This is a genomic window from Ruegeria sp. CDSB086, from assembly GCF_059611065.1.
The window spans coordinates 83,942-105,904 of sequence record NZ_JBXWOV010000004.1 but is presented as its reverse complement, the minus strand read 5'-3'; the positions used below and the strand labels follow the sequence as shown (position 1 = coordinate 105,904).

Sequence of the window (21,963 nt, the reverse complement as noted above, 5' to 3'; positions counted from 1 at the left end):
CGTGACCGACCAAACCCTGCCCACCGCGCTGGACCTGCCGATGGTGAATCCGCTGCCGCCTGAGACGCAGAAATACTTTGATATCTGTGTCGAAAAACTGGGCTTTGTGCCCAATGTTTTAAAGGCTTATGCGTTCGACATCGAGAAGCTGAACGCGTTTACGGCGAATTATAACGACCTGATGTTGGGCGACAGCGGGTTGTCAAAACTGGAACGCGAAATGATTGCGGTGGTCGTGTCCGCGATCAACAAATGCTTTTACTGTCTGGTGGCCCATGGTGCAGCTGTTCGGCAATTGTCGGGCAATCCGCAATTGGGCGAGATGCTGGTTATGAACTACCGCGTGGCCCCTCTGGTCGATCGTCAGCGCGCCATGCTGGATTTTGCTGCCAAGATGACGACCGCCAGTACCGAGATCGAAGAACCTGATCGCCAACATCTGCGCGATGTTGGTTTCAGCGACCGGGACATTTGGGACATTGCCAATGTGACCGGCTTTTTCAACATGTCGAACCGGGTGGCCAGCGCAACAGCGATGGCCCCGAACAACGAATACCATACGCAGGCCCGATGATACGAACCGCAGTCCTTTTTCTGATGATGATGGCCAGTCAGGGTCTTGCACAGAACCTGACGTTGCCCTCTGGCGCACGGCTGGTCAGCGACCGGACGAGTGAATTGGACAGCTATGAGCTGCCAATCGGCCCTTTCGTTGACGGTGCGGTGCCCGCAAGAGAGGTTGAAGGAAAGGTCGAGCGGTTAACGTGGCGGTTGCAATCGGGCTCTAGCACCACGCTGCAATTGCTGGCGCCGCTGCGGGATCAGATCGCCGCGCAGGGGTACGAGATCCTGCTTGAGTGTCAGGCCAAAACGTGTGGCGGGTTCGATTTTCGATTTGGCACCGAAGTCGTGCCCACACCGGACATGTATGTGGCCATTCAGGACTTTCGCTTTTTGTCCGCCATTCGGGGGGGCAATGTGGTCAGCCTGCTGGTCAGCCGCAATCCGCCTGACGGGTATGTGCAGATGATCCGCGTCACACCGGTGGGTGCAGAGGCTCCGCCGCCGCTTGTGATCGACGAGCCAGTCACGTCGTCCAGCGACCTGTTGGCCGAATTGGAGCAAAACGGCCATGCAATATTGGAAGATCTTCATTTCCGTACCGGAGAGATGACGTTGGGCGAAGGGCCTTTTGCGTCGCTGAAATTGGTTGCGGAGTTTCTGGACAAAAACCCAAACATCCGGCTGGCACTTGTGGGTCACACCGATGACACGGGCGCGCTGGATGCCAATATCTCGGTCAGTACCGGCCGTGCGCAGGCCGTGCGTGCCCGGTTGATCGAGGCGCATGGGATCGCGGCAGACCGGGTCGAAGCGCGCGGGATCGGCTATCTGGCCCCGCTCACCTCGAATGCCACGCCGGAAGGCCGCGACTTGAATCGCCGGGTCGAGGCGGTCTTGCTGATCAACTAAAGCCTGCGGTGCAGACCAAATCATGATCTGCAAAAAAAAGGGCCCACGCAATTGGCGCGGGCCGTACAGTTTACCGAGGTTAATTCACCAGTCCATCGGGCCTTTTTCGTGAAAGGCATCGACGAGAAAATCTATGAATGCCCGCACCTTGGGCTGTGTAAAGCGTCCGGGCGGGTAAACGGCGTAGACGCCCTGCACCTCGTCCGGAAGCGATGGCATCGCATCCACAACGGCACCGGATTTCAGCGCTTCTGCGTACAGATAGCTGGGTAGATATGCGATCCCCAGACCAGAGATGGCGGCGTTCAACAGGGATTGCCCATCGTTCACGCTCAGCCACCCTGCGGTGCGAACCTGTCTTTTTTCACCCGACGGCGCGGTCAGCCTCCACACGTTGCCAGAAGACTGGCTGGAGTAATGCAGCAGCTTGTGTTCGTTCAGATCGTCAATTTTCTGCGGTCGGCCGAATTTCTCGACATAGCTGGGCGCTGCGACCATCCGCTTGACAGTTTCTGTCAGTTTACGGGCGCGCAGGGTGCTGTCTTCCAGCTCACCAATCCGGACGGCCACATCGAACCCTTCTGAAATCAACTCGACGTAGCGGTTGTTCAGCACCATATTCACGGTGATATCAGGAAAGGCCGCCAGAAAATCCGACAGAACCGGAGACAGATGATTGACGCCGAAATCCGTTGCAACGCTGATCCGAAGCAGACCCGAGGGAGCGGATTGCATCGAGGTCACAAGCGCATCAGCTTCGCCCGCATCATTTAGAACGCGCCGTGCGCGATCGTAATATGCCAGGCCAATTTCCGTCGGCGACACGCGCCGGGTCGTGCGGTTCAGCAGCCGTGCGCCCAGACGGGCCTCGAGGCTGGAAACATGCTTTGACACGGCCGATTTGGAAATGCCCATTTTCTTGGCCGCATCGGTGAAGCCACCTTGGTCCACCACATTGGCAAAGGCTTCCATTTCGGTCAGTCGGTCCATTCTCATTCCCCAGGTCTTAGTCCTTTTTTCCAACCTGACGTCCAATCTAGGCGGAAACAGGGCGGACATGGGATAATATCAGGGTTTCAATTCGGATCGTTTGCATATGGGAAACGCGGAAACGATGGTTTCCTAGATGGCCACAAAGCCTGTAAGCCAAGGGTTTTGGGTGATTTCGGCCAGATATGCTAGGGTGACAATGGCAAATTTGTGACCACGGAGGAGATCATGAAAGCCATTTATACCATCGCAGCCATATGTCTGTCCGCAACCCTTGTATGGGCTGGTGGCGAGACGCCGTCGAACCCAGACGCACGGGTCTATTTTGTAAACCTGTCGGATGGCGACACGGTTTCATCGCCGGTGACCGTGGTCTTTGGGCTAAGCGGGATGGGCGTGGCCCCCGCCGGAACCGAGGTGGAAAATACCGGGCACCACCATTTGCTGATCGACCGCCCGCCATTGGGTGAGGGCGAGGACGGTGTGGACGAGCTGGCCTATGGTCTGCCTGCGGACGACAACCATCTGCATTTCGGCGGGGGACAGACCGAGGTGACAACGGAATTGGCCCCTGGTGCACACACGCTGCAACTGGTGCTGGGCGATGCCGGGCATGTGCCACACTCCCCTCCTATTGTGTCCCAGGTGATCACGATAACGGTCGAGTAGCCGACGTGCCTTCGCGGCGCAGGCAACTATGCCACGTCGGGCAATAGGAAAATACGGCGCGCCAGCGCCGAATTCAGCCGTTCTTGTGGATACCATTGGCTGAGGGCGGTCTTGGCCATCAAATCGGGGTTTTCCGCAATGAATGCCTCGAAAGTACTGGATTGTGAACTGGCAAGACGCTCTGCGATCAGGCTCATGAATGCGTAAGTGATCGTCAGGTTGAACTTATCCGGGGCGCCGGCTTTGGCCGCAAGTGTTCGGATCCCTTTGGCGTAGATCGCTGCAGCATCGATGAAATCGTACTTTCGCAGCAGGTCATATGCGACCTGTACATGTTCGGCATGTCCGAACGTTGTGTTATCGATGGCGTGTGCCTCAAACGCGCTGGTGATGTCGGTGCTCATTCTCCGTCCTCCTTGAAACGGTGGCTGTCCTCGGCTGTCCAGTCGAGGTCGTAGACACTTTTGAGCTGTTTGATCTTCTCCAGCGTTTCCTCGGAAAACGCTGGCTTGTTCTCAAAGCTATGCAGAGCAATCCCCTCGATCAGATCGCCAAGGGTCATGTCCAGCGACTCTGCCAGCCCCTTGAGGACTTTCAGCAGGCGTTTTTCAATACGAATTCCCGTTTGGGTGCGTTCAATTTTTTGACTCATGAAGTACATATGTACATAAGTAACAATAGAGTCAAGCAGCACGAAAAAAGCCGCCTCTTTCGAAGCGGCTTTCGTCAGAGCAATTGTGACAATGGCGTCAGAACGTAGCCGCCAACCGCGTCCCCTGATTGATCGCCCGTTTAGCATCCAACTCTGCCGCCACATCCGCGCCGCCGATCACGTGAGGGGTGATACCCCGTTCGATCAGCGCGTCCGCCAGACTGCGCTCGGATACCTGACCAGAACACAGAACGATGGTATCCGCGGCTATCACGGTCGGGTCGGCACGTTCCTCACCAAAGCTGACATGCAGGCCGTCTTCGTCGATGCGCTCGTAATTCACACCGCCCACAAAATTGACGTCCTTCATCTTTAGCGTAGCGCGGTGAATCCAGCCGGTTGTTTTACCCAGACCTTTCCCATGCGCCTGTTTCTTGCGCTGTAACAGAGTGACCTCACGCGCAGGTGCCGCAGGTTGCGGACCCTCAGGTGCCAGACCCGAGCGGTGTTCGGCCGGGTCTGTGACGCCCCATTCCTTCATCCATGCGGGCAGGTCGGTGGTAACGCTGTGGCCGTCTTCCAGCAGAAACTCGGACACATCAAACCCGATGCCTCCCGCACCGATCACGGCGACTGACTTACCGACATCCGCTTTTTCGCGCAGCACGTCGATATAATTGATGACGTCGTCCCGATCCTGACCCGGGATTTGCGGATCGCGCGGCATGACACCTGTGGCGATGACCACCTCGTCAAAGCCGGTCAGGTCGTCAGCGATGACTTCGCGGTTCAGCTCTACCTTCACACCCAGATCGGTCATCATGGTGCGGTACCAATCGACCAGTCCCCAGAACTCTTCTTTGCCCGGAACCTGCTTGGCCATGTTCAATTGGCCGCCAATCTCCGAGGCGCGATCGAACAGGGTCACGTCGTGTCCGCGCTGGGCTGCGGTCATCGCGGTGGACAATCCCGCGGGGCCGGCGCCGACAATGGCAATCGTCTTTGGCGCTTCAGCTGTGGTGATTTCCAATTCGGTCTCATGGCAGGCGCGCGGGTTCACAAGGCACGAGGTCAACTTGCCGCTGAATGTGTGGTCCAGACAGGCCTGGTTGCAGGCGATGCACGGCGCAATCTGTGCGGCGTTACCTGCGATAGCCTTGTTGACGAAATCCGCATCGGCGAGCATCGGACGGGCCAGAGATACCATGTCAGCGCAACCCGTCGACAGGACTTCTTCGGCGACCTCGGGTGTGTTGATCCGGTTCGAGGTGATGACCGGAATCGAAACCTTGCCCATCAGCTTTTTTGTCACCCAGGCAAAGGCCGCACGAGGAACGCTGGTGGCAATGGTCGGAATCCGGGCTTCGTGCCAACCGATGCCGGTGTTGATGATCGTGGCACCGGCTTCTTCGATGCGCTGGGCCAGTTCAACGACCTCTTCATGGGTCGAGCCGTTCGGGATCAAGTCGATCATCGACAGGCGGTAGATGATGATGAAATCGGTGCCCACGGCCTCGCGCGTGCGGCGAACGACCTCGATCGGCAGGCGCATGCGGTTCTCATAGGACCCGCCCCAACGGTCGGTGCGCTTGTTGGTGTGTTTCACAATGAACTGGTTGAGGAAATATCCCTCGGACCCCATGATCTCGACCCCGTCATAACCCGCTTTCCGGGCCAGAACGGCAGCGTTCACGATGTCGCTGATCTGTTTCTCGATACCTTCCTCGTCCAGCTCATTCGGCGGGAAGGGCGAGATCGGGGATTTCACCGGGCTGGGGGCCACACATTTCGGACCATAGGCATAGCGACCCGCATGTAGGATCTGCATCGCGATCTTGCCGCCCGCGTCGTGCACCCGCTGTGTCACGATGGAGTGGTTCGCGACCTCTTTGTCATTGGTCATCATCGACGCGCCGGGCAGCACCGATCCTTCAAAGTTCGGGCCAATCCCGCCTGTCACCATCAATGCGACACCGCCACGGGCGCGGTCGGCATAGAATTCGGCCACACGGTTCCAGTCGCCGGTTTCCTCAAGCCCTGTGTGCATCGACCCCATCAGGACGCGGTTCTTCAAAGTCGTAAAGCCCAGATCCAGCGGGGCCAGCATATTTGGGTACGCAGTCATGGCGAACTCTCCCTCCCGATTTGTCGACGCTAGATTGACCTTCGCGTCAACGTTGTCACGCGAAACCTAACGTCACACCCTTTGCCTTCACTCCGCTGCTTGCTACAGAACCTGCAAAGCATGTTTATGAGGCTGCACATGACCCCCGAAGAGATCGCCAAACTGCCCTATCGCCCCTGCGTGGGGCTTATGCTGATGAATACCGAGGGCAAGATTTTCGTCGGTCAGCGCAATGATCGCCACAAGGATGCATGGCAAATGCCTCAGGGCGGCGTGGACAAGGGCGAAGATCCACGGGACGCAGCTCTGCGTGAGCTGTGGGAGGAAACCGGCGTAACCTCGGACTTGGTCGAGATCGTCGCCGAAACAGACGGCTGGCTGCCTTATGATCTGCCACACGACATCGTGCCGAAAATCTGGAAAGGCCGTTATCGCGGGCAGGAACAGAAATGGTTCTTTCTGCGGTTCACCGGCCGCGACGATCAGATCGACATCCGGACCGAGCACCCGGAATTCATCAAGTGGAAATGGCAGGAGCCCGGTCAGCTGATTGACGAGATCGTGCCGTTCAAACGTGAGGTTTACCGACAGGTGGTTGCCGCCTTCGCCGATTACTTGGGCTTTGGGCGCTAACCAAAGCCTTGGGGCTTGAAGCGAACGCGTGCGGCAGGTCCTTTGGGGTCCAGTTCGAACAAATCGTCGCGCGCGGTCAGGTATCCGCGCCAGTTCTTTTCGGGATACGTACTGATCTTGATATCGTGTAACCGACGCATACGCACGTTTAGATCGGCGATGGGTATGCCTTGCCCATTCTGGCTGCCCTGAGAAATTACAGTCTGGATTTTTCTGTCGAGGTCGGACGCCTCGGAGGCTCGGCTTTGCTGAAGCTCAACAAACACAGTGCAATTATCCCGAACGTGCTGTGGTGCTTTGGCTTCGCCAACGCCGACTGTCCTGACGCCGAATTCGCGTAGCCGCCGATGCAGGTGCGTAAAGTCGCCGTCCGAGCTGACGATCACCATGGCATCGATGCCCCGGTTCAAGGCGAACTCGATTGCGTCGATACACAATAGAATATCTGAGGCGCTCTTGCCCGTGCCGCTATGGATCAGGTGATATTCGCTGGCCTCATGCCACGCCGAAGAAACCTGAGCATTCATATAAACCCGTGCGACGTCGATACGCCCATATTTCTGAGCGATCCGGCCAACGTATTTTTTGTAAGTGGCGCTGATATTGTCGCCGTCCACCAAAACAGCTACGCGAAGTGTCATAAAAAATCCGGAATTAATCTAATTGGCGATGAGATACATCGACACTGAGGCAAATTTTTGGCGTTGTAGCTGGCAACCTCGCCTTGCCAAAAATCGCGCCGGCAGACCTGCAAAATCGGTTCCTACAAACGTGCGGAGTACGAGCAGGTGGTTGCCGCCTTTGCCGATCACCTGTCATAAAGCGGCATGCAGATTGAAGACATCTGGCCCAAGTACCGCGCGCGCCTGAAGGCGTTCTTGCACTCGCGTGTGTCCAACCCCGCGGATGTGGAAGACCTGTTGCAAGAGATCTCGGTCAAGGTCTTCACCGGTCTGTCCAACCTGAAAGACCCTGCCAAACTGCAACCGTGGTTGTTTCAAACGGCCGACCGCACGATCATCGACCATTACCGAAAATCCGGCCGTGTCGAGGCGCATCCGGATGATCTTTGGTATCACCGGGATGATCCGGAAACGCGTCAGGACCTTGAGGGATGCGTCGAACCTTTCATTCGCGGGTTGCCGCAGGAAACCGCAGACATGCTGATGGAGATCGACATCAATGGCATGTCCCAACAGGATTATGCACAGGCGCAGGGGCTGGCGTATTCAACGCTTAAATCCCGGGTTCAAAAGGGCCGGGCAGAGCTGCGAAAAGCGTTCGTGGATTGCTGCAATATCTCAATGGATGTGCGAGGCAATATCGCGGACGTGCAGAAAAAACCGAAATCCTGCAAAAAATGTTGATCTGATCGTCGTCTTTTTGATGCGGGCTTCGTCTGACAGATGAAACCAGCAAAAGGAAAGACAAATGATCCGCATCATCAGTTTCAAAATCTGTCCCTTCGTTCAGCGCGTCACTGCGCTGTTGGAAGCCAAGCAGGTACCCTATCAGATCGACTACATAAGCCTCAGCGACAAGCCGGATTGGTTTCTAGAGCTGTCGCCGACAGGTCAGGTTCCGGTTCTGGTGACCGAAAGCGGTATAGCGCTGTTTGAGTCGGACGCGATTGCCGAATACCTCGATGAGGTGGCCGCCCCGCTGCAACCCGATCTGACACCCGAACAGCGCGCTCTGAACCGCGCGTGGAGCTATCAGGCCAGCAAGCACTACCTTGTTCAGTGCAGCGCAATGCAAAGCGCGGATCTGGTGATCTTTGCGGATCGGACGACCAAGTTGAACGCCTCGTTCGCGAAAGCCGAGAAGCAGCTTAGCTGTGGCCCATTCTTTGCGGGTGAGGCGCTGGGCAATGTCGATATGGCTTGGTTGCCGTTGCTTCACCGGGCTGCAATCGTGGCCGATCACAGCGGGCACGATATGTTGGCTGACTATCCTAAGGTGAAGGCGTGGCAGCAGGCTTTGATGGCGACCGGCATTCCGCAGAAAACCGTTTCCGAGGATTTTGTGACCCGGTTCACCGATTTCTATCTCGCAGACCGGACGTGGTTGGGGCGGGGTGCGAACCTGAACGAAGCGCCTGCAACCGCTCAGGTGAAACAATCCGGCGGGTGCTGTGGGTGATTCACTCACTAAGCCGCACGTTGGCGTGAGGGGGCGTGGCCGCATCTGATCGACCTGTCTAGCTTGACGGGTATGAAGGACACGGCCCCAACTCTCTCTTCTGTAAAACCCGCCGGACGCAAGTTTACCGGCACCGACCGTCGCGCGCCTTTGCGCGGCGGTCTGCAAGGGTGCGGGGAATATGGCGCAGGGCAGACGGCAGGCCGGTTCTACCCCATCGCCTGCGTCGCGCTTGAGGTCACCCAACGCTGTAATCTGGATTGCACACTGTGTTACCTCTCGGACCGAGCCGAGATGACCTATGACCCACCGCTGTCGGTTCTGTTTGCGCGTCTTGCCACAATTCACAGCCATTATGGCCCCGGTGTCTCGGTCCAGCTGACGGGGGGTGATCCGACCCTGCGCAAGGTGGAAGACCTAGAGGCACTGTGCCGCGAAATTCGCCGGCTGGGCCTGCGGTCGTGCCTGATGACCAACGGCATTCGCGCCAGCCGGGCGTTTCTGACGCGGCTTGCGGCGGCGGGGTTGGATGACGTGGCCTTTCACGTCGACATGACGCAGGAGCGCAAGGGGTTCAACAGCGAGACTGAGTTAAATGTAGTGCGCCGCGCCTATATCCGCCACACGCGCGGACTGGGCCTGCGGGTATTGTTCAACACGACGGTTTTCGGCGGCAATATTGCTGAACTGTCTGCGCTGGCACGGTTCATGCGAGACCGCCCCGAGGTCGCCTTTGTGTCCTTTCAGATGCAAGCCGATACCGGGCGCGGGGTGTTGCGCGAACGTCCCGACGCGATCACGCAGGACAGTGTCATGCGTGCGGTCGAGGCCGGATATGAAACGCCCCTGCATTTTGACACGGCCGCCGTTGGGCATTCGAAATGCAATCGCTATGCAAGTGTTGTGACTGCCGGTGGGCGTGCGGTTTCGGTTTTGTCAGCCAAACGCCTGACGCAGAAAGTGATCGCCGCGCTAAGCCGGGCCGACCAATCAACCGACGGCCATATCGACACCCGTGACAGCGTCCGGCGTATGGCGCGGCGCAACCCGTTTTTGGCGCTGCGGGCCGGGTTGCATCTGCTGAAATGCGTGCTGCGTTTGGGCAGAGGTTTGTTGCGGGGACCCGTCCGCCGGCAATCGGTCTTCATTCATAACTTCATGGCCGCCGACGCGTTGGAGGATGATCGCTGTGCCTCTTGCGTCTTTATGGTCGCAACCGCAAACGGGCCGTTGTCCATGTGCGTTCACAACGCGCAGCGTGACATGCATCTGGCCTCACCGGATCGGGTGGACGGGCCTTCAGGCCCAAGCTGGTGGAACGCCGCCGTCCCCCACTTGTCCGCTGGACCCGATCTGCCGGACCTGAGCGATCCGGGTCTGGCCCCGCTTAAGCGGCTCAAGGGGCAGATGCGGGCCATGCGCCGGAACCTAAAGGACGTCTCATGAGAAAACTTCTGATCCTGCTTCTGCTTCCGGTTTTGACCGCTTGCGCAAGTGTCGAGCGTCTGGCCTTGCCCGCCCCCGAGGCATTGCCAGGACAGACCCTGACCAGATTTGCGTCCCCGCCGGGCGAAAAGGTTGATCACCGCGACTGGACCGCCTTTCTGCACCGTTATGTCGTGACCGACGGGCAGGGCGTGAACCGGGTAACTTACGGGCAGGTGACACAGGCAGATCGCGCGCGCCTGGACGAATATCTGGTCGATCTGCAAGCCATTGACCCCGCGCGGCTGACACGTGATCAGCAACTGGCGTATTGGATAAACTTGTACAATGCGCTGACGGTGGATGTGGTTCTTGAAAACTATCCCGTTGCTTCGATCCGCGACATCAAGGATGGGCCATTATCGATTGGGCCGTGGAATCAACTTCTGGCGCGGGTGGCCGGGCAGGAGTTGACCCTCAATGACATCGAACACCGCATTATTCGGCCCACATTCGGCGAACCGCGCATCCACTATGCGCTGAACTGCGCCGCTGTGGGCTGCCCTAACCTGATGGATCGCGCCTGGCAGGCCGAGACATTGGAGCGCGATTTCGCCGCTGCCGAGCACGCCTATATCAACGATCCGCGTGGCGTGCAGTTCGACCAACGCGGCGGATTGATCCTGTCAAAGATCTTTATCTGGTTCCGCGAGGATTTCGGACCGAATGAAAAATCCGTGCTGGCCTATATAGCGACAGCAGCAGAACCCGAGCTGCGCGCTCGTCTTCAGCAGACGCCGCGTGTCAAAGCGTATCAGTATAACTGGGCTTTGAACGACGCGGCGGCTGGATCTTAATCAGCGGATTACAGCAACCCTTCGGCGCGCAGCAGGTCCTGCATGTTCGCCTCGGGGCGCGGGCCGATGTGACTGATGACCTCGCGGGCGCAGATATTGCCGATCTTGGCGCAGGCTTCGTGATCGCGGCCTGTGGCCATGCCAAACAGGAAGCCGGCGGCAAACTGATCGCCCGCACCGGTTGCGTCCACGGGCACGACTTTCTCGACCGGTACGTCGACGCGTTGCCCGTCGCTTAGGACAGTCACGCCGTCGCCGGAGCGGGTGCATACGACAAGCGGGCAGATCGCGGCGGTTTTGGCCAACGCCTCTTCCAGATCGTCGGTTTCGAACAGGGATTTGATCTCGGCCTCGTTGCCAATGACAAAATCAAGCTCGTTTTCGATCAGCAGCAGGAAATCGACACGGTGGCGTTCCACACAGAAGGGGTCGGAAATGGCGATACCCGCCTTGCCGCCACCTTTGTGGCACGCACGCGCGGCCTCTAGAAACGCAGCTTTGCCCTTTTCCTTGTCGAACAGATACCCCTCAAGGAACATGATCTGGCTGTTGCCTGCGACGTCATCCGATACGTCCTGCGACGACAGTTCCGAGGAAATCCCCAGATAGGTATTCATTGACCGTTCCCCATCGGGCGAGACAAAAATCATCGAGCGCGAGGTCGGCAGTTCGCCACCCGGAACCGGAGGGTTCACGAAATCAACGCCGTCCTCGTTCATCGCATCCGCGTAAAACCGGCCCAGAGCGTCATCATGAACCCGCCCGATAAACGCTGAATCCAGCCCCAGCGCACCTGCGCCGGCGATGGTGTTGGCGACCGAGCCACCCGGCGTCTGAACCCGACCTTCCATCGAGGCATAGAGGACCTCGCCACGCTCCTGCTCGATCAGCTGCATGATGCCTTTTTCAATGCCCATCAGCTCTAGGAAACTGTCGTCGGCTTGGGAAATCACGTCCACAACTGCGTTTCCGATGCCGGTCAGTTGGTAGGTTTTCATAGGTTCTTGTCCTCAAATTCGCAGAGATCGCGGATGATGCAGGTAGGGCACATAGGCTTGCGCGCTTTGCAATGATAGCGGCCATGCAGGATCAGCCAGTGATGCGCATGCAGTTGAAAATCAGTCGGGATATTGTCTTCGATGGCGCGTTCGACGGCGTCCACATTCTTACCGGGGCAAATGCCGGTGCGATTGCCAACCCGAAAGATATGCGTGTCCACCGCCTGCGCCGGATATCGCCACCACATGTTCAACACCACATTGGCGGTTTTGCGGCCCACTCCCGGCAGCGATTGCAGTGCTGCACGGGAATTGGGTACCTCGCCGTCATAATCGTCGACCAGAATACGGCTGAGCTTGATGACGTTCTTGGCCTTCTGGCGGAACAGACCAATGGTCTTGATGTGTTCGATCAGACCTTCTTCGCCCAGATCCAGCATCTTTTGCGGTGTGTCAGCGATCTTGAACAAGGCGCGTGTCGCCTTGTTCACACCGACATCTGTGGCTTGCGCAGACAGGGCCACGGCGACCACCAGAGTATAAACGTTGACATGCTCAAGCTCGCCCTTGGGTTCGGGGTCGGCTTCCTGAAAGCGCGTAAAGATCTCGCGGATCCGGTGATATCCGAGTTGTTTTGCCATCCGCGTCTTAATGCCGTTCGGGGCGCGTCGATACAAGTCCAAAGCCAATGCGCAAGTTCCGGGTCGCGAGGGCGTAACCTGCGCGCTATGGTTTGGTCAAGAATATGAGGTAATAGCCATGAACGTCCAGACACCGGAAAGCGGATACCACTACAACGTCATGCGCCGCGCGATCGACCTGATTGATCGAGGCGGAGAAGGCCTGAGCCTGGAAGAGCTAGCCCGCCAGATGGATATGAGCCCGGCGCATTTCCAGCGCCTGTTCTCGCGTTGGACGGGGGTGTCGCCGAAACGCTACCAGCAATATCTGACCTTGGGCCACGCCAAGGCATTGTTGCGGGAACGGTTCACCACGTTGGAAACCGCACACAACGTCGGCCTGTCCGGCAGTGGCCGTCTGCACGATTTGTTCCTGAAATGGGAATCCATGAGCCCCGGCGAATACGCGCGCAGAGGCGTGGGGCTGACGATCTATTGGGGCTGGTTCGAATGCCCCTTTGGCCCGGCACTGGTCATGGGAACCGATAAGGGTATCTGCGGCATTGCCTTCGGGGCCGAAACTGGCGAAGAGGCCGCGATGGAGGATATGATCTCACGCTGGCCCAAGGCCGAGTTCATAGAAGATCCGATGCGTCTGCGCCCTTGGGTTCTAAGTGCTTTTGGCGCGGCAAGCGACCGGTTGGAACCTACGCCGCTGTACCTCATTGGCTCGCCCCTGCAAATCAAGGTTTGGGAGGCGCTGATGCACATCCCGTCGGGTCAGGTCACCACCTATTCTGAGATTGCGCAACGTGTGGGATCGCCACAAGCAGTGCGCGCCGTGGGTACTGCGGTTGGCCGCAACCCGGTCAGCTGGCTGATCCCTTGCCACCGGGCGCTACGCAAATCCGGCGGGCTGGGTGGCTATCATTGGGGCTTGCCGGTCAAACGCGCAATGCTGGCATTCGAGGCCGCTCAGGCCGACGCATAGTCACGTCAAAAACAAACTTTGCGCTGCTGCATCCTGTGATAGTGAGATTCTATGAAGCAGGACAGCAGGCAGATCACACAGACATTCGCGGCGTGGGCCATTCCGGTTTCAGTGGCGGTTTTGCTGCTGAAACTGCTGGCCTGGTGGGTGACGGGCTCGGTCGCCCTGCTCTCGGACGCCTTAGAATCGGTGGTGAATGTGGCGGCCGCTCTGCTTGCATTTTTCGCGGTGCGGATATCTGGCATGCCGCCAGACAAAAAGCACCCGTTCGGGCATAAGAAGGCCGAGTACCTGTCGGCTGTGGTCGAAGGGACGCTGATTGTTCTGGCCGCACTGCTGATCATTCGTGAAGCTGTTTTCGCATTACCTGATCCGCATCTGGCCGGGGAACCGTTCCTGGGCATTGCCATAAATGTGGGCGCGACGTGCCTGAATGGTATCTGGGCGTTTCTGCTGTTGCGGGTTGGGCGACGAGAATCCTCACCGGCGTTGGAGGCGAGCGGAAAGCACATATTAACCGACATTATGACCTCGGTCGGTGTTGTTGTCGGGTTGCTGATAGCGATGGCGACAGGTTGGTTGGTCCTTGATCCGATCATCGCGATTCTGGTGGCGTTGAACATTCTGTGGGAGGGGTGGAAGGTCATCCGCAGCTCGGTCGACGGATTGATGGATGCTTCGCTGGTCGATGGGGAATTGACGTCTGTGCGCGAAACAATCGAAGCCAATTTGGGCCCGGCATTGGAGTATCATGATCTGCGCGGTCGCAGGTCAGCCAACATGATTTTCGTTGAGTTTCACCTCGTGGTTGACGGTGCCATGTCGGTCGCGGCCGCGCATGACATCTGCGACGATATCGAGACGGCCCTGAACAGGAAGTTTCCTGGGTCAGTCTTTGTCATCCATCTGGAACCGGACAGCGAGTTAAAAAGTACCAGAGCCTGATTGACAGACACATCCGCCAGTGCGAAATGTCGCCTCCAGGTTCGGGTCCCCTGCCGTTCGCAGCCATTTGGCATTGGTGAAACCCGGTTGATGAACATCTGTTGCCCTTTCCTGGCGCGCGGATGGCAATGCGAACCCCGTCCTGACTTGGCGCCCGTTTAAGGAAACGAGGCAAGAAATGACACGTTCAAAAAATATTGCTCCACTTGAGGAGCTAAAAGCGCAAGCGAAGCGACTAAGAGAGAGGTTGCGCGGTGCGGGGGTCACGCTCTCGCATAGTGAATCGCTGGAATTGTTGGCGCATCAACATGGGGTGCGCGATTGGAATACGTTGCACGCCATGGCCGGAAATCGCATGCATTTGCGTGTTGGTGACCGGGTTGAAGGGTTCTATTTAGGGCAGCCCTTCAGGGCGGAAATCCGTGGTATGACCCTATTGGGTGACGGGTCGCATCGGCGCGTTACGTTACATTTTGACACCCCCGTGGATGTCGTTCAGTTCAACAGCTTCTCGGCCTATCGTCAGCGCGTAACCGGTGAGATTGGCTGGGATGGTCGATCCACGCGGCATACCTCGGACGGCCAACCGCAACTGATCGTGCGACCCACGTAAAGAAAAGGGCGCGGCGGGTAACCACCGCCGCGCCCTTTTGTTAAGTTCTGGTCTGGCGTCACTCTGCCGCCCAGCCACCGACGGCTTTGACCTCAAGGAAATCCTCCAACCCCCACAAGCCGCCTTCGCGCCCGTTTCCGGACTGTTTCATGCCGCCAAACGGTGATCCTGCACTGCGCGACTGGCCATTCATTTCGACCATTCCGGACCGCAGTACCCGCGCCATTCGGTTAGCCCGCGCGCCGTCTTGTGTCTGAATATAATTGGTCAGGCCGTATGGCGTGTCGTTGGCAATCTCGACCGCTTCTTCTTCGGTGTCGAAGGGGATCATGGTCAGGACCGGGCCAAAGATCTCTTCGCGCGCGACGGTCATCTGGTTATTGGCGTCAGCAAAGACGGTTGGACGTACATAATAGCCCTTGTTCAGCCCCTCGGGCCGACCGGTGCCGCCTGCTACCAGCCGGGCGCCTTCATCGATGCCCTTCTGGATCAGGTCCTGGATTTTGTTCCACTGCACCTCGTTCACGACGGGGCCGATATGGCGGCCTTCTTCCTGCGCGCTGCCCACGGAAACCATGCTGGCCACTTCAGCCGCCGTTTCCACGGCCTGATCGTAGATCGGGCGCTGCACCAGCATGCGGCTGGGCGCATTACAGCTTTGGCCGGTGTTGTTCATCATGTGCAGAACACCACGTTTGACGGCCTTTTCATCGGCATCGGCAAAGACCACGTTTGCACCCTTGCCGCCCAGCTCCAGATGTACCTTCTTCAAGGTGTCTGCAGCACTTTTTGAGATCGCTGTGCCTGCGCGGGTCGAGCCGGTAAAGCTGACCATATCCACATCCGGATGCGCCGACAGCTGGGAACCAACGCCCACGCCATCACCGTTCACCAGATTGAACACACCGGCGGGGAAGCCGGCCTCATCCATCATCTCGGCAAATATCATTGCGTTCAGTGGGCTTTGTTCGGAGGGTTTCAAAACCATGGTGCAGCCTGCAATCGCCGCCGCGCCAACCTTGAGCGTGACTTGGTTCATCGGCCAGTTCCATGGTGTGATCAGGGCGGCAACACCGACGGCCTCATAGATGATCCTGTCATTGGGCGCGTGATCGCCCAGAGGGCGGTCGAATTGGAACGCTTTGGCTGCGCGCACAAAGTTCGCAAGGTGATACATGCCCGCGCCTGATTGTTGGGTGCGCGCCATGTCGATTGGCGCGCCCATCTCAAGTGACATCGCCTGTGCCAAATCCTCGGACCGGGATTGGTAAATCTCGATCAGTTTCTCGACCAGCGCGATGCGATCTTCGACCTGTGTGGCCATCCAGCCGGGCAGGGCGGCCTTTGCGGCAGCAACTGCGGCGTCGGTATCAGCTTGTGCGCCCAGTGAGATCACCGCGCAGGGTTCCTCGGTCGAGGGGTTGATTACCTCGAAATCATTCGCTGCAGATGGGGCGACCCATGTTCCGTCAATGTAGAAATTGCGTTTCTCGATCATCACGTATCCTCCTGATCCCGTGGCCCGGATGGCGGGAATTTGCGCCACTCTGGCACCGGCGTATCTGTGTGGCAAGGCGCAATTTGATCAAATTAATTTCCTCAAAAATGAATACCCTTTCAAGCAGCGAATGGTTTAACAATGGCGCAGAGTTATTAGGTTTCCAGCGACCGACTCGGTTTGTTTCACAAAAAAGGAGATGCCCCATGGGTTTGCGCATCAATGACACCGTTCCGAATTTCACTGCAGAGACGGATCAGGGCACTGTTCAGTTCCATGACTGGATCGGTGACAGCTGGGCGATCCTGTTCTCACACCCCAAGGATTTCACACCGGTCTGTACCACTGAGTTTTCGGCCGTTGCACAGCTGAACGACGAATGGGCAGCCCGCAATACCAAGGTTATGGGCGTCTCCGTCGATGGTGTCGAGGACCACAAAAAGTGGAAGAAGGACATCGAGGCGTATGGCAACGCCAACCCCGGTTTTCCGATCATCGCCGACGACGGCCTGGCCGTGTCCAAGGCGTTCGACATGCTGCCCGCCGAGGCGTACCTGCCCGATGGCCGCACCCCTGCCGACAGTGCAACCGTGCGTTCGGTCTTTATTATCGGCCCGGACAAACAGTTGAAACTGTCGATGACCTACCCGATGACCGTGGGCCGGAACTTTGCCGAAATCCTGCGCGCGCTGGACGGTCTGCAAATGAGCGCTAAGGGCGTGGCCACCCCCGCAAACTGGGTGCCAGGTGAAGATGTGATAATCCCGCCTGCCGTGTCGAACGACGAAGCAAAAGAAAAGTTTGGTGAGTTCGAAACGATCTTCCCTTACCTGCGTAAAACGAAAGCGCCGAGCTAAAACAAGTTCGGGCGGGGCTCAAAGCTCCGCCCGGTTCCAAAGCACCTTAAAAGCCGCTTAAGCGGCGGATCTTTGAGGGTGCAGATACAGTTTCCGACGATAAGCCGCGCGTTTGAATTCGCGCGTCAGCTTGTCGGCCAACGGCGGGCTTGCCTGAATGGTCGAACCGCCGATTTCCTGCGCGACTTCCTGATTGCCGCTGCCCTGCAAGGATAGGATCGGTTGTCCTGTCACCCAGTGCATTTGCAGGAACGTGTCCACCGGCCGGTCGATTTTGTTGGTTATGGCAAGCAACCGTTCAGCTGCACGCCGCCCCACCATTTGACAGACGCATTGCAGGCCAATGATCTTTGGCAGGATCAGACGCATTCCGTTTTGCTTTGCGAGCGTTCGCGCCGCATCCTCACGCTGCTTCACCGGAATTCGGATATAATGATCCGGGGTTGCAAGCGGTTCCAGCATTTCCAACGCATCGGCCATGCGGCATGGATCTATGCGCAGATCATCCTCTGTAATGATGGCGCGGTCGATCTTTTCATCGACCAGCTTGCGCCAGATTCGGCGGTGGCTTTCAAAAACGCCGATCTCTGCCGGGCGCAGCGGAAATGGATATCTGGGGCGATACAGGTCGCCTGGAAACAACTGAACATCCGCGATCTGTGCGGGATCCTTCCCGTTGACGGCCTCGAACAGTTCCGCATTGGGCAGACTGGCACACAGCCGTTCGGCATTGGGTCGCCGCGCTGTGCTTGCAGTCATATGGATGACAAAAGTCCTCATGCCACAGTGCATAGAACACAGGGGCGGGAGGGGGAAGAGAAACCCGAAAGAAACACTTCCCCGTGAAGTATCAGAAACCGTATCGCAGGCCGACATTGACGCTGAAGGCGTCGATGTCATCCTCGACCGTCCCCGTGGACGCGCCGTTTGGTGCCAAGCGTGCCGAGGAAACGTCGAATGCGCGGGCATATCGGGTGTCCAGGGTCAGAGAGGTATTTGGGCTGATCTCATAGGCTACACCGGCAATAATTTGCGCAGCAAAGGTGGTGTCGGTGTCGTTCAATTCGACGCCCGGCCCGTAGACAAAGTCCAGATCAGAATAGGTGGCACCAAGACCCAGACCGACATAGGGCGTGAAGGCCCCTGCCTGTTTAAAATCAACCAGCACATTGGCGAACAGCGATGTCTGCGACACGTCACCCGAAATGTTGCCTTCTGCGCCGGGCCCGTTGCCCGAAAAATTGACGCCATCCACATCGTTGTCACGGTAGGACAGCTCCAGCTCGATCCGGGTGCCAAACTGATCGTTCGACCACTGCGGGATCTCTTTGCCGACCGCGATACCCAGCCCATAGCCACCATCGAAATCGGTATCTACTGACTGCGACGATCCATTGATCGTGCCGCTAAAGTCGCTGTCCTGTAGCTGGCTGTACCCAGCAAAACCCTGAATATAGAGACCATCCGACAGGCTCTGTGCGGCCAGCGCGGACGCGCTGATCGTCAAAGCTGTCGAGGCGAGAAGAAGACGCGTAACCATGACCATGTCCTTTGTTCCACAATTGGTATGGCGCACATGTGGGCAGTAGAGGCAGGAATGAAAGGCGCCAGCCCTTCACTTCAATTCACAGGATATTGGGCGTGTGTGAGTGAATAAGATCAGTACCGAGCTGACACTTTGATTCACGTTCTATGTGGTCGAATTCGACCTTTCAGAACTGTTTGTAAGCAAAGGTTCGGAAAGCAACTCATCGATGAAGTAGCTCAGCAATTGCACGCGTCCCGTAACTCCTGCCTTGCGATACACCGCGGCGCATTGCGCTTTGACCGTGCCTTCTTTGGTTTGCCGCAAAGTCGCGATGTCTGCGATCGAAAGACCCTTAATAGACAACAGGGCAACGTCGCGCTCAGCATCACTCAGGTTCCACTCAGTGAATTGAGAGGCAATGAGTTGAGCAAACGCGCCCTGCGCGACACTCAGCTGTCGCTGCATGTCGCGCACACGCCTGTTCTGGGACCGGATCAATGCAATCGTCGCGGCAAGACCGCCGATCAATGCCAGGGCCAGAACCAGTTCGAAACTATGCAGGTGGCGAAAGCCCGCGCTTTCCCCGCCGGTCCAGTCCAGCATCGCGTCCGTCACGAAAAAGGCGGCGCAGACGGCCTGCACCACCAGAAGGAGCCAAAGCAATGACGTTTGTGAAAGCTTCATGAGGCTCCTGTGATTTTATCCGATCAATCGTCGTCCTCTTCGAGTTCGATGGCAGTTACCATGCCGTCCGTCTCGGACAGGACCAATTCAGTTTCCACGCCATCCTTGATGAGTTCAACCTCGATCTCGCCATCTTCGAATTCGATCTCTTTGATTTCGTATCCCTGCGCCTCCAGGGCCGTGCGGATATCGGACTCGGTGGTGCCCAGTTTGTCGCCCAGCCCGACATTGGCCAGTGCAAGAACCGGCGCTGTTGCAATCAATCCGGTCAGTGTCAGCAGTTTCAAGGTTTCCATTTTGCATCTCCTTTTTGCGTTGTGGCGATGTTGTGAAACTGGGAACAGGGCGCGTGCGCTGCGATTGGCTTTTGGTTGAAACGCAAGGAATTGGACCAAGGTTTATCCCGGTAAAATGCGGTTTCAGGCCGCCTGGTTCTGCATTTGCCCGAATTGTGTTAGGTTTAGAGGGGGGAATTCTACAGGCATGTAACCAAGACGTCGGGCGTTCAGGCTGTGTAAAACAGGAGAAGACGATGGCATTCACAGATTGGTACGTTGAAGGCGATGCATTCGGGAACTGCAATTGCGGCTATGCCTGCCCTTGCCAGTTTGAGGAGCTACCAACCCACGGAAATTGTCGCGGCTTTGAGGTGCTAGAAGTTTCGAAAGGGCATTTTGGCGACACCAACCTTGCCGGTACAAAGGCTGCGCTGATCTATGCCTGGCCCGGCCCGATCTTTGAGGGCGGCGGTCAGATGCAGGTGATCATCGACCCAAGCGCCTCGGACGCGCAACGGGCCGCATTGGAAAAGGTCTTTCACGGGGAAGAGACCGAGGAAATGGCAACCCATTGGCATGTCTTCCGCACGATGTGCGACACCGTTCACGAGACCCTGTATGTGCCGATTGATTTTGAGATGGACATGGAGGGGCGCACTGCCAAAGTCTCAATCGGTGAGGTGCTGAACTCAACCGGCCGTCCTATCGAGGCCCCACATGGCGGTGGTCCGCATCGCGTACGGATCGACATTCCCGGTGGTATCGAATTTACCCTGGCCGAGATAGGCAGCGCCTCAACCAAGGCAGATGCGGCGATCCAACTGGATTTGAACGACAGTTATGGGCAGTGGCATGTGATGAAACACGGGCCGTCTGGCGTGGCGAATTGACAAATACGACAATCGGGCATGCCTAAACCAAACCTGAACCTATAGGCTCATAGAAAACCCGAAAGTGGACTTAGGCAGAGTGTTCCGCTGCGTAGGTGGTGTCACCTTTTTTCGGAAAAATCATTGGGGCCGACAGGTCTGACCGAAGTAGGCGGACTTCGTAGGGTTTGAGGACTGGCAGAGCGGTCTCGCCATAACCCGTTTTGCTGCACATAAGTTCAGGGAACAGTTCAAACAGCTCGCGTTTGGTGGCCGTGGCCATTGCGCTCATTGTGGTGTCGCCGGGGAAAAAGGACTCGGACCAGACACCTTCGACATTCACCAGCTCATGTTTGTCGAACAATATATGGATGTATTCGACCCCTTGTTCCGGAAGGAGTTGTTCGATGCCCTGACCGTCGACCATGCCTTTGGCTGGGGCCAGCATTACAGTATCAAAGTAATACAGCTCCATAACAGCAGAGGTTACAGCAATCCGATGCTGGGGAGAGACCAGAAGATCCCGACTGGGACAACCTTCGGTAAAGCGGCCGGCGCGGATACGAACCGGGCAAAGGTGCGGATCATGTTTCAACTCTTGCGCAGATAGCTGGCGCCGGCCAATCCAGCGCACCGGCTGCGCACTGCCATCTGCCGTGATCACTTCGTCTCCGGGTTCCAGTGTTTCAATTAGGCGTCGACCTGACGGCGTAAGGATCAGGGACCCGGAAGTAAAGCAAACGAAAGTTGGAAGTGTATCGTAGACCGAAGGCGACGCAGGGTTTTGCGTCAGTGTGTTGCCTGACAGAACATCGTTGACCGCAACCTGACCGGATGTGACAACGATGTACTGAGTTCCTTGCCATTGCAGCAAAGTAAAAGTAACTGGCGATCCGCCGACATTGGCGGTGTAATTCTCAAAAACCTGGAAATCTTCGGAAGTATTCAACCCAGCGATGCCGCTCACATCAAATTGCTGGCTGCCATCGGCGTCCGGGTTTTCAAGTTGGTTGTCATTGTCGGTAATTGCCACCTGAAAGGCGTTCGTGACGGTGACATTCGGATTACCAAGCGGATCGGCGCTTACTTGATATAGTGTAAAAAAATTCATGGATT

General features: G+C 57.3%; 26 protein-coding genes. 13 read left to right on the top strand and 13 right to left on the bottom strand.

Annotation, left to right across the window (positions count from 1 at the left end):
• Position 1: 1 nt before the first annotated feature.
• Together AC2FIO_RS09710 and AC2FIO_RS09705 are read left to right on the top strand one after the other, a co-directional pair.
• Positions 2-574 (top strand): peroxidase-related enzyme, encoded by a 573-nt coding sequence (locus AC2FIO_RS09710; RefSeq protein WP_282119592.1) that lies wholly within the window; start codon positions 2-4, stop codon positions 572-574.
• Positions 571-1,473 (top strand): OmpA family protein, encoded by a 903-nt coding sequence (locus AC2FIO_RS09705; RefSeq protein ID WP_282119591.1) that lies wholly within the window; start codon positions 571-573, stop codon positions 1,471-1,473. The genes AC2FIO_RS09710 and AC2FIO_RS09705 overlap by 4 nt, the downstream gene beginning before the upstream one ends.
• Positions 1,474-1,557: 84 nt before the next feature.
• Here AC2FIO_RS09705 and AC2FIO_RS09700 read toward each other — a convergent pair whose 3' ends face one another.
• Positions 1,558-2,463: a LysR family transcriptional regulator gene (locus AC2FIO_RS09700; protein WP_282170182.1), complete on the bottom strand. Its 906-nt coding sequence runs from the start codon at positions 2,461-2,463 to the stop codon at positions 1,558-1,560.
• A gap of 228 nt (positions 2,464-2,691) precedes the next feature.
• On the opposite strand from AC2FIO_RS09700, the gene AC2FIO_RS09695 reads away from it, so the two are divergent.
• Complete coding sequence (locus tag AC2FIO_RS09695) at positions 2,692-3,132, top strand: DUF4399 domain-containing protein (protein ID WP_282119589.1); 441 nt, start codon at positions 2,692-2,694, stop codon at positions 3,130-3,132.
• Positions 3,133-3,158: 26 nt separating this feature from the next.
• On the opposite strand, the gene AC2FIO_RS09690 is transcribed toward AC2FIO_RS09695, so the two are convergent.
• From AC2FIO_RS09690 to AC2FIO_RS09680, 3 genes are all read right to left on the bottom strand, one after another.
• Entirely contained in the window at positions 3,159-3,536 is a 378-nt protein-coding gene (locus AC2FIO_RS09690) for a hypothetical protein (RefSeq protein WP_109313618.1), read from the bottom strand.
• Positions 3,533-3,784 (bottom strand): hypothetical protein, encoded by a 252-nt coding sequence (locus AC2FIO_RS09685; RefSeq protein ID WP_209224529.1) that lies wholly within the window; start codon positions 3,782-3,784, stop codon positions 3,533-3,535. The genes AC2FIO_RS09690 and AC2FIO_RS09685 overlap by 4 nt, the downstream gene beginning before the upstream one ends.
• A gap of 97 nt (positions 3,785-3,881) precedes the next feature.
• Positions 3,882-5,909, bottom strand: coding sequence for a 2,4-dienoyl-CoA reductase FMN-binding domain-containing protein (locus tag AC2FIO_RS09680; RefSeq protein WP_496697242.1), 2,028 nt, complete (start codon positions 5,907-5,909; stop codon positions 3,882-3,884).
• 138 nt (positions 5,910-6,047) lie between these two features.
• Here AC2FIO_RS09680 and AC2FIO_RS09675 point away from each other — a divergent pair, with 138 nt between their 5' ends.
• Positions 6,048-6,542 carry an RNA pyrophosphohydrolase gene (locus AC2FIO_RS09675; RefSeq protein ID WP_496697240.1) on the top strand — a complete coding sequence of 165 codons (495 nt, stop codon included), beginning with the start codon at positions 6,048-6,050 and terminating at the stop codon, positions 6,540-6,542.
• Here the strand turns inward: AC2FIO_RS09675 and AC2FIO_RS09670 are convergent.
• Positions 6,539-7,183 (bottom strand): NYN domain-containing protein, encoded by a 645-nt coding sequence (locus AC2FIO_RS09670; RefSeq protein WP_496697238.1) that lies wholly within the window; start codon positions 7,181-7,183, stop codon positions 6,539-6,541. The two genes, AC2FIO_RS09675 and AC2FIO_RS09670, sit on opposite strands and share 4 nt — an antisense overlap.
• Positions 7,184-7,369: 186 nt before the next feature.
• On the opposite strand from AC2FIO_RS09670, the gene sigZ reads away from it, so the two are divergent.
• From sigZ to AC2FIO_RS09650, 4 genes are all read left to right on the top strand, one after another.
• Positions 7,370-7,909: an RNA polymerase sigma factor SigZ gene (gene sigZ / locus AC2FIO_RS09665; protein WP_496697236.1), complete on the top strand. Its 540-nt coding sequence runs from the start codon at positions 7,370-7,372 to the stop codon at positions 7,907-7,909.
• Positions 7,910-7,973: 64 nt separating this feature from the next.
• On the top strand, positions 7,974-8,684 hold the full coding sequence (locus AC2FIO_RS09660; RefSeq protein ID WP_282170189.1) for a glutathione S-transferase family protein: 711 nt from the start codon (positions 7,974-7,976) through the stop codon (positions 8,682-8,684).
• Between the two features lie 72 nt (positions 8,685-8,756).
• Positions 8,757-10,130 (top strand): radical SAM protein, encoded by a 1,374-nt coding sequence (locus tag AC2FIO_RS09655; RefSeq protein ID WP_496697234.1) that lies wholly within the window; start codon positions 8,757-8,759, stop codon positions 10,128-10,130.
• A complete protein-coding gene (locus AC2FIO_RS09650; RefSeq protein WP_496697232.1) occupies positions 10,127-10,966 on the top strand; it encodes a DUF547 domain-containing protein in 840 nt (279 codons plus the stop codon). The genes AC2FIO_RS09655 and AC2FIO_RS09650 overlap by 4 nt, the downstream gene beginning before the upstream one ends.
• 8 nt (positions 10,967-10,974) lie before the next feature.
• Here AC2FIO_RS09650 and AC2FIO_RS09645 read toward each other — a convergent pair whose 3' ends face one another.
• Complete coding sequence (locus AC2FIO_RS09645) at positions 10,975-11,964, bottom strand: adenosine kinase (RefSeq protein ID WP_472722697.1); 990 nt, start codon at positions 11,962-11,964, stop codon at positions 10,975-10,977.
• On the bottom strand, positions 11,961-12,605 hold the full coding sequence (gene nth, locus AC2FIO_RS09640) for an endonuclease III (protein ID WP_282119580.1): 645 nt from the start codon (positions 12,603-12,605) through the stop codon (positions 11,961-11,963). Before nth ends, AC2FIO_RS09645 begins: the two co-directional genes overlap by 4 nt.
• Positions 12,606-12,723: 118 nt before the next feature.
• Here nth and AC2FIO_RS09635 point away from each other — a divergent pair, with 118 nt between their 5' ends.
• The 3 genes from AC2FIO_RS09635 to AC2FIO_RS09625 all read left to right on the top strand — a co-directional run bounded on the left by AC2FIO_RS09635 (position 12,724) and on the right by AC2FIO_RS09625 (position 15,133).
• Entirely contained in the window at positions 12,724-13,575 is an 852-nt protein-coding gene (locus AC2FIO_RS09635) for a methylated-DNA--[protein]-cysteine S-methyltransferase (protein ID WP_058275230.1), read from the top strand.
• Positions 13,576-13,626: 51 nt separating this feature from the next.
• Entirely contained in the window at positions 13,627-14,520 is an 894-nt protein-coding gene (locus AC2FIO_RS09630; RefSeq protein ID WP_496697229.1) for a cation diffusion facilitator family transporter, read from the top strand.
• 178 nt (positions 14,521-14,698) lie between these two features.
• Entirely contained in the window at positions 14,699-15,133 is a 435-nt protein-coding gene (locus tag AC2FIO_RS09625; RefSeq protein WP_496697227.1) for a glyoxalase superfamily protein, read from the top strand.
• A 58-nt stretch (positions 15,134-15,191) separates the two neighbouring features.
• Here the strand turns inward: AC2FIO_RS09625 and AC2FIO_RS09620 are convergent, their stop codons facing one another.
• Positions 15,192-16,631, bottom strand: coding sequence for an aldehyde dehydrogenase family protein (locus tag AC2FIO_RS09620; RefSeq protein WP_496697225.1), 1,440 nt, complete (start codon positions 16,629-16,631; stop codon positions 15,192-15,194).
• A gap of 206 nt (positions 16,632-16,837) precedes the next feature.
• Between AC2FIO_RS09620 and AC2FIO_RS09615 the strand changes: the two genes are divergently transcribed.
• Positions 16,838-17,488, top strand: a complete 651-nt coding sequence (locus tag AC2FIO_RS09615; RefSeq protein WP_058274981.1) for a peroxiredoxin — start codon at positions 16,838-16,840, stop codon at positions 17,486-17,488.
• Positions 17,489-17,545: 57 nt separating this feature from the next.
• On the opposite strand, the gene AC2FIO_RS09610 is transcribed toward AC2FIO_RS09615, so the two are convergent.
• From AC2FIO_RS09610 to AC2FIO_RS09595, 4 genes are all read right to left on the bottom strand, one after another.
• On the bottom strand, positions 17,546-18,268 hold the full coding sequence (locus AC2FIO_RS09610) for a glycosyltransferase family 25 protein (RefSeq protein WP_282170197.1): 723 nt from the start codon (positions 18,266-18,268) through the stop codon (positions 17,546-17,548).
• A 70-nt stretch (positions 18,269-18,338) separates the two neighbouring features.
• On the bottom strand, positions 18,339-19,028 hold the full coding sequence (locus AC2FIO_RS09605; protein ID WP_282170198.1) for an outer membrane protein: 690 nt from the start codon (positions 19,026-19,028) through the stop codon (positions 18,339-18,341).
• Between the two features lie 150 nt (positions 19,029-19,178).
• Complete coding sequence (locus AC2FIO_RS09600) at positions 19,179-19,700, bottom strand: helix-turn-helix transcriptional regulator (RefSeq protein WP_109313601.1); 522 nt, start codon at positions 19,698-19,700, stop codon at positions 19,179-19,181.
• A 23-nt stretch (positions 19,701-19,723) separates the two neighbouring features.
• Positions 19,724-19,996 (bottom strand): PepSY domain-containing protein, encoded by a 273-nt coding sequence (locus AC2FIO_RS09595; RefSeq protein WP_496697222.1) that lies wholly within the window; start codon positions 19,994-19,996, stop codon positions 19,724-19,726.
• 236 nt (positions 19,997-20,232) lie between these two features.
• Here AC2FIO_RS09595 and AC2FIO_RS09590 point away from each other — a divergent pair, with 236 nt between their 5' ends.
• Entirely contained in the window at positions 20,233-20,868 is a 636-nt protein-coding gene (locus AC2FIO_RS09590; RefSeq protein WP_282170200.1) for a DUF1326 domain-containing protein, read from the top strand.
• A 70-nt stretch (positions 20,869-20,938) separates the two neighbouring features.
• On the opposite strand, the gene AC2FIO_RS09585 is transcribed toward AC2FIO_RS09590, so the two are convergent.
• Positions 20,939-21,958, bottom strand: coding sequence for a Hint domain-containing protein (locus tag AC2FIO_RS09585; protein WP_496697219.1), 1,020 nt, complete (start codon positions 21,956-21,958; stop codon positions 20,939-20,941).
• Between the last annotated feature and the right edge of the window lie 5 nt (positions 21,959-21,963).

Bases quoted from the DNA above. Each gene is read 5' to 3' on its own strand.
- AC2FIO_RS09660 (WP_282170189.1), top strand. From the start codon at position 7,974: ATGATCCGCATCATCAGTTTCAAAATCTGTCCCTTCGTTCAGCGCGTC.
- AC2FIO_RS09685 (WP_209224529.1), bottom strand. From the start codon at position 3,784: ATGAGTCAAAAAATTGAACGCACCCAAACGGGAATTCGTATTGAAAAA.
- AC2FIO_RS09615 (WP_058274981.1), top strand. From the start codon at position 16,838: ATGGGTTTGCGCATCAATGACACCGTTCCGAATTTCACTGCAGAGACG.
- AC2FIO_RS09675 (WP_496697240.1), top strand. From the start codon at position 6,048: ATGACCCCCGAAGAGATCGCCAAACTGCCCTATCGCCCCTGCGTGGGG.
- AC2FIO_RS09680 (WP_496697242.1), bottom strand. From the start codon at position 5,909: ATGACTGCGTACCCAAATATGCTGGCCCCGCTGGATCTGGGCTTTACG.
- AC2FIO_RS09600 (WP_109313601.1), bottom strand. From the start codon at position 19,700: ATGAAGCTTTCACAAACGTCATTGCTTTGGCTCCTTCTGGTGGTGCAG.
- AC2FIO_RS09620 (WP_496697225.1), bottom strand. From the start codon at position 16,631: ATGATCGAGAAACGCAATTTCTACATTGACGGAACATGGGTCGCCCCA.
- AC2FIO_RS09690 (WP_109313618.1), bottom strand. From the start codon at position 3,536: ATGAGCACCGACATCACCAGCGCGTTTGAGGCACACGCCATCGATAAC.
- AC2FIO_RS09670 (WP_496697238.1), bottom strand. From the start codon at position 7,183: ATGACACTTCGCGTAGCTGTTTTGGTGGACGGCGACAATATCAGCGCC.
- AC2FIO_RS09625 (WP_496697227.1), top strand. From the start codon at position 14,699: ATGACACGTTCAAAAAATATTGCTCCACTTGAGGAGCTAAAAGCGCAA.
- AC2FIO_RS09595 (WP_496697222.1), bottom strand. From the start codon at position 19,996: ATGGAAACCTTGAAACTGCTGACACTGACCGGATTGATTGCAACAGCG.
- AC2FIO_RS09635 (WP_058275230.1), top strand. From the start codon at position 12,724: ATGAACGTCCAGACACCGGAAAGCGGATACCACTACAACGTCATGCGC.
- nth (WP_282119580.1), bottom strand. From the start codon at position 12,605: ATGGCAAAACAACTCGGATATCACCGGATCCGCGAGATCTTTACGCGC.
- AC2FIO_RS09705 (WP_282119591.1), top strand. From the start codon at position 571: ATGATACGAACCGCAGTCCTTTTTCTGATGATGATGGCCAGTCAGGGT.
- AC2FIO_RS09590 (WP_282170200.1), top strand. From the start codon at position 20,233: ATGGCATTCACAGATTGGTACGTTGAAGGCGATGCATTCGGGAACTGC.
- AC2FIO_RS09605 (WP_282170198.1), bottom strand. From the start codon at position 19,028: ATGGTTACGCGTCTTCTTCTCGCCTCGACAGCTTTGACGATCAGCGCG.
- AC2FIO_RS09630 (WP_496697229.1), top strand. From the start codon at position 13,627: ATGAAGCAGGACAGCAGGCAGATCACACAGACATTCGCGGCGTGGGCC.
- AC2FIO_RS09700 (WP_282170182.1), bottom strand. From the start codon at position 2,463: ATGGACCGACTGACCGAAATGGAAGCCTTTGCCAATGTGGTGGACCAA.
- AC2FIO_RS09585 (WP_496697219.1), bottom strand. From the start codon at position 21,958: ATGAATTTTTTTACACTATATCAAGTAAGCGCCGATCCGCTTGGTAAT.
- AC2FIO_RS09610 (WP_282170197.1), bottom strand. From the start codon at position 18,268: ATGAGGACTTTTGTCATCCATATGACTGCAAGCACAGCGCGGCGACCC.
- AC2FIO_RS09655 (WP_496697234.1), top strand. From the start codon at position 8,757: ATGAAGGACACGGCCCCAACTCTCTCTTCTGTAAAACCCGCCGGACGC.
- AC2FIO_RS09650 (WP_496697232.1), top strand. From the start codon at position 10,127: ATGAGAAAACTTCTGATCCTGCTTCTGCTTCCGGTTTTGACCGCTTGC.
- AC2FIO_RS09645 (WP_472722697.1), bottom strand. From the start codon at position 11,964: ATGAAAACCTACCAACTGACCGGCATCGGAAACGCAGTTGTGGACGTG.
- AC2FIO_RS09695 (WP_282119589.1), top strand. From the start codon at position 2,692: ATGAAAGCCATTTATACCATCGCAGCCATATGTCTGTCCGCAACCCTT.
- sigZ (WP_496697236.1), top strand. From the start codon at position 7,370: ATGCAGATTGAAGACATCTGGCCCAAGTACCGCGCGCGCCTGAAGGCG.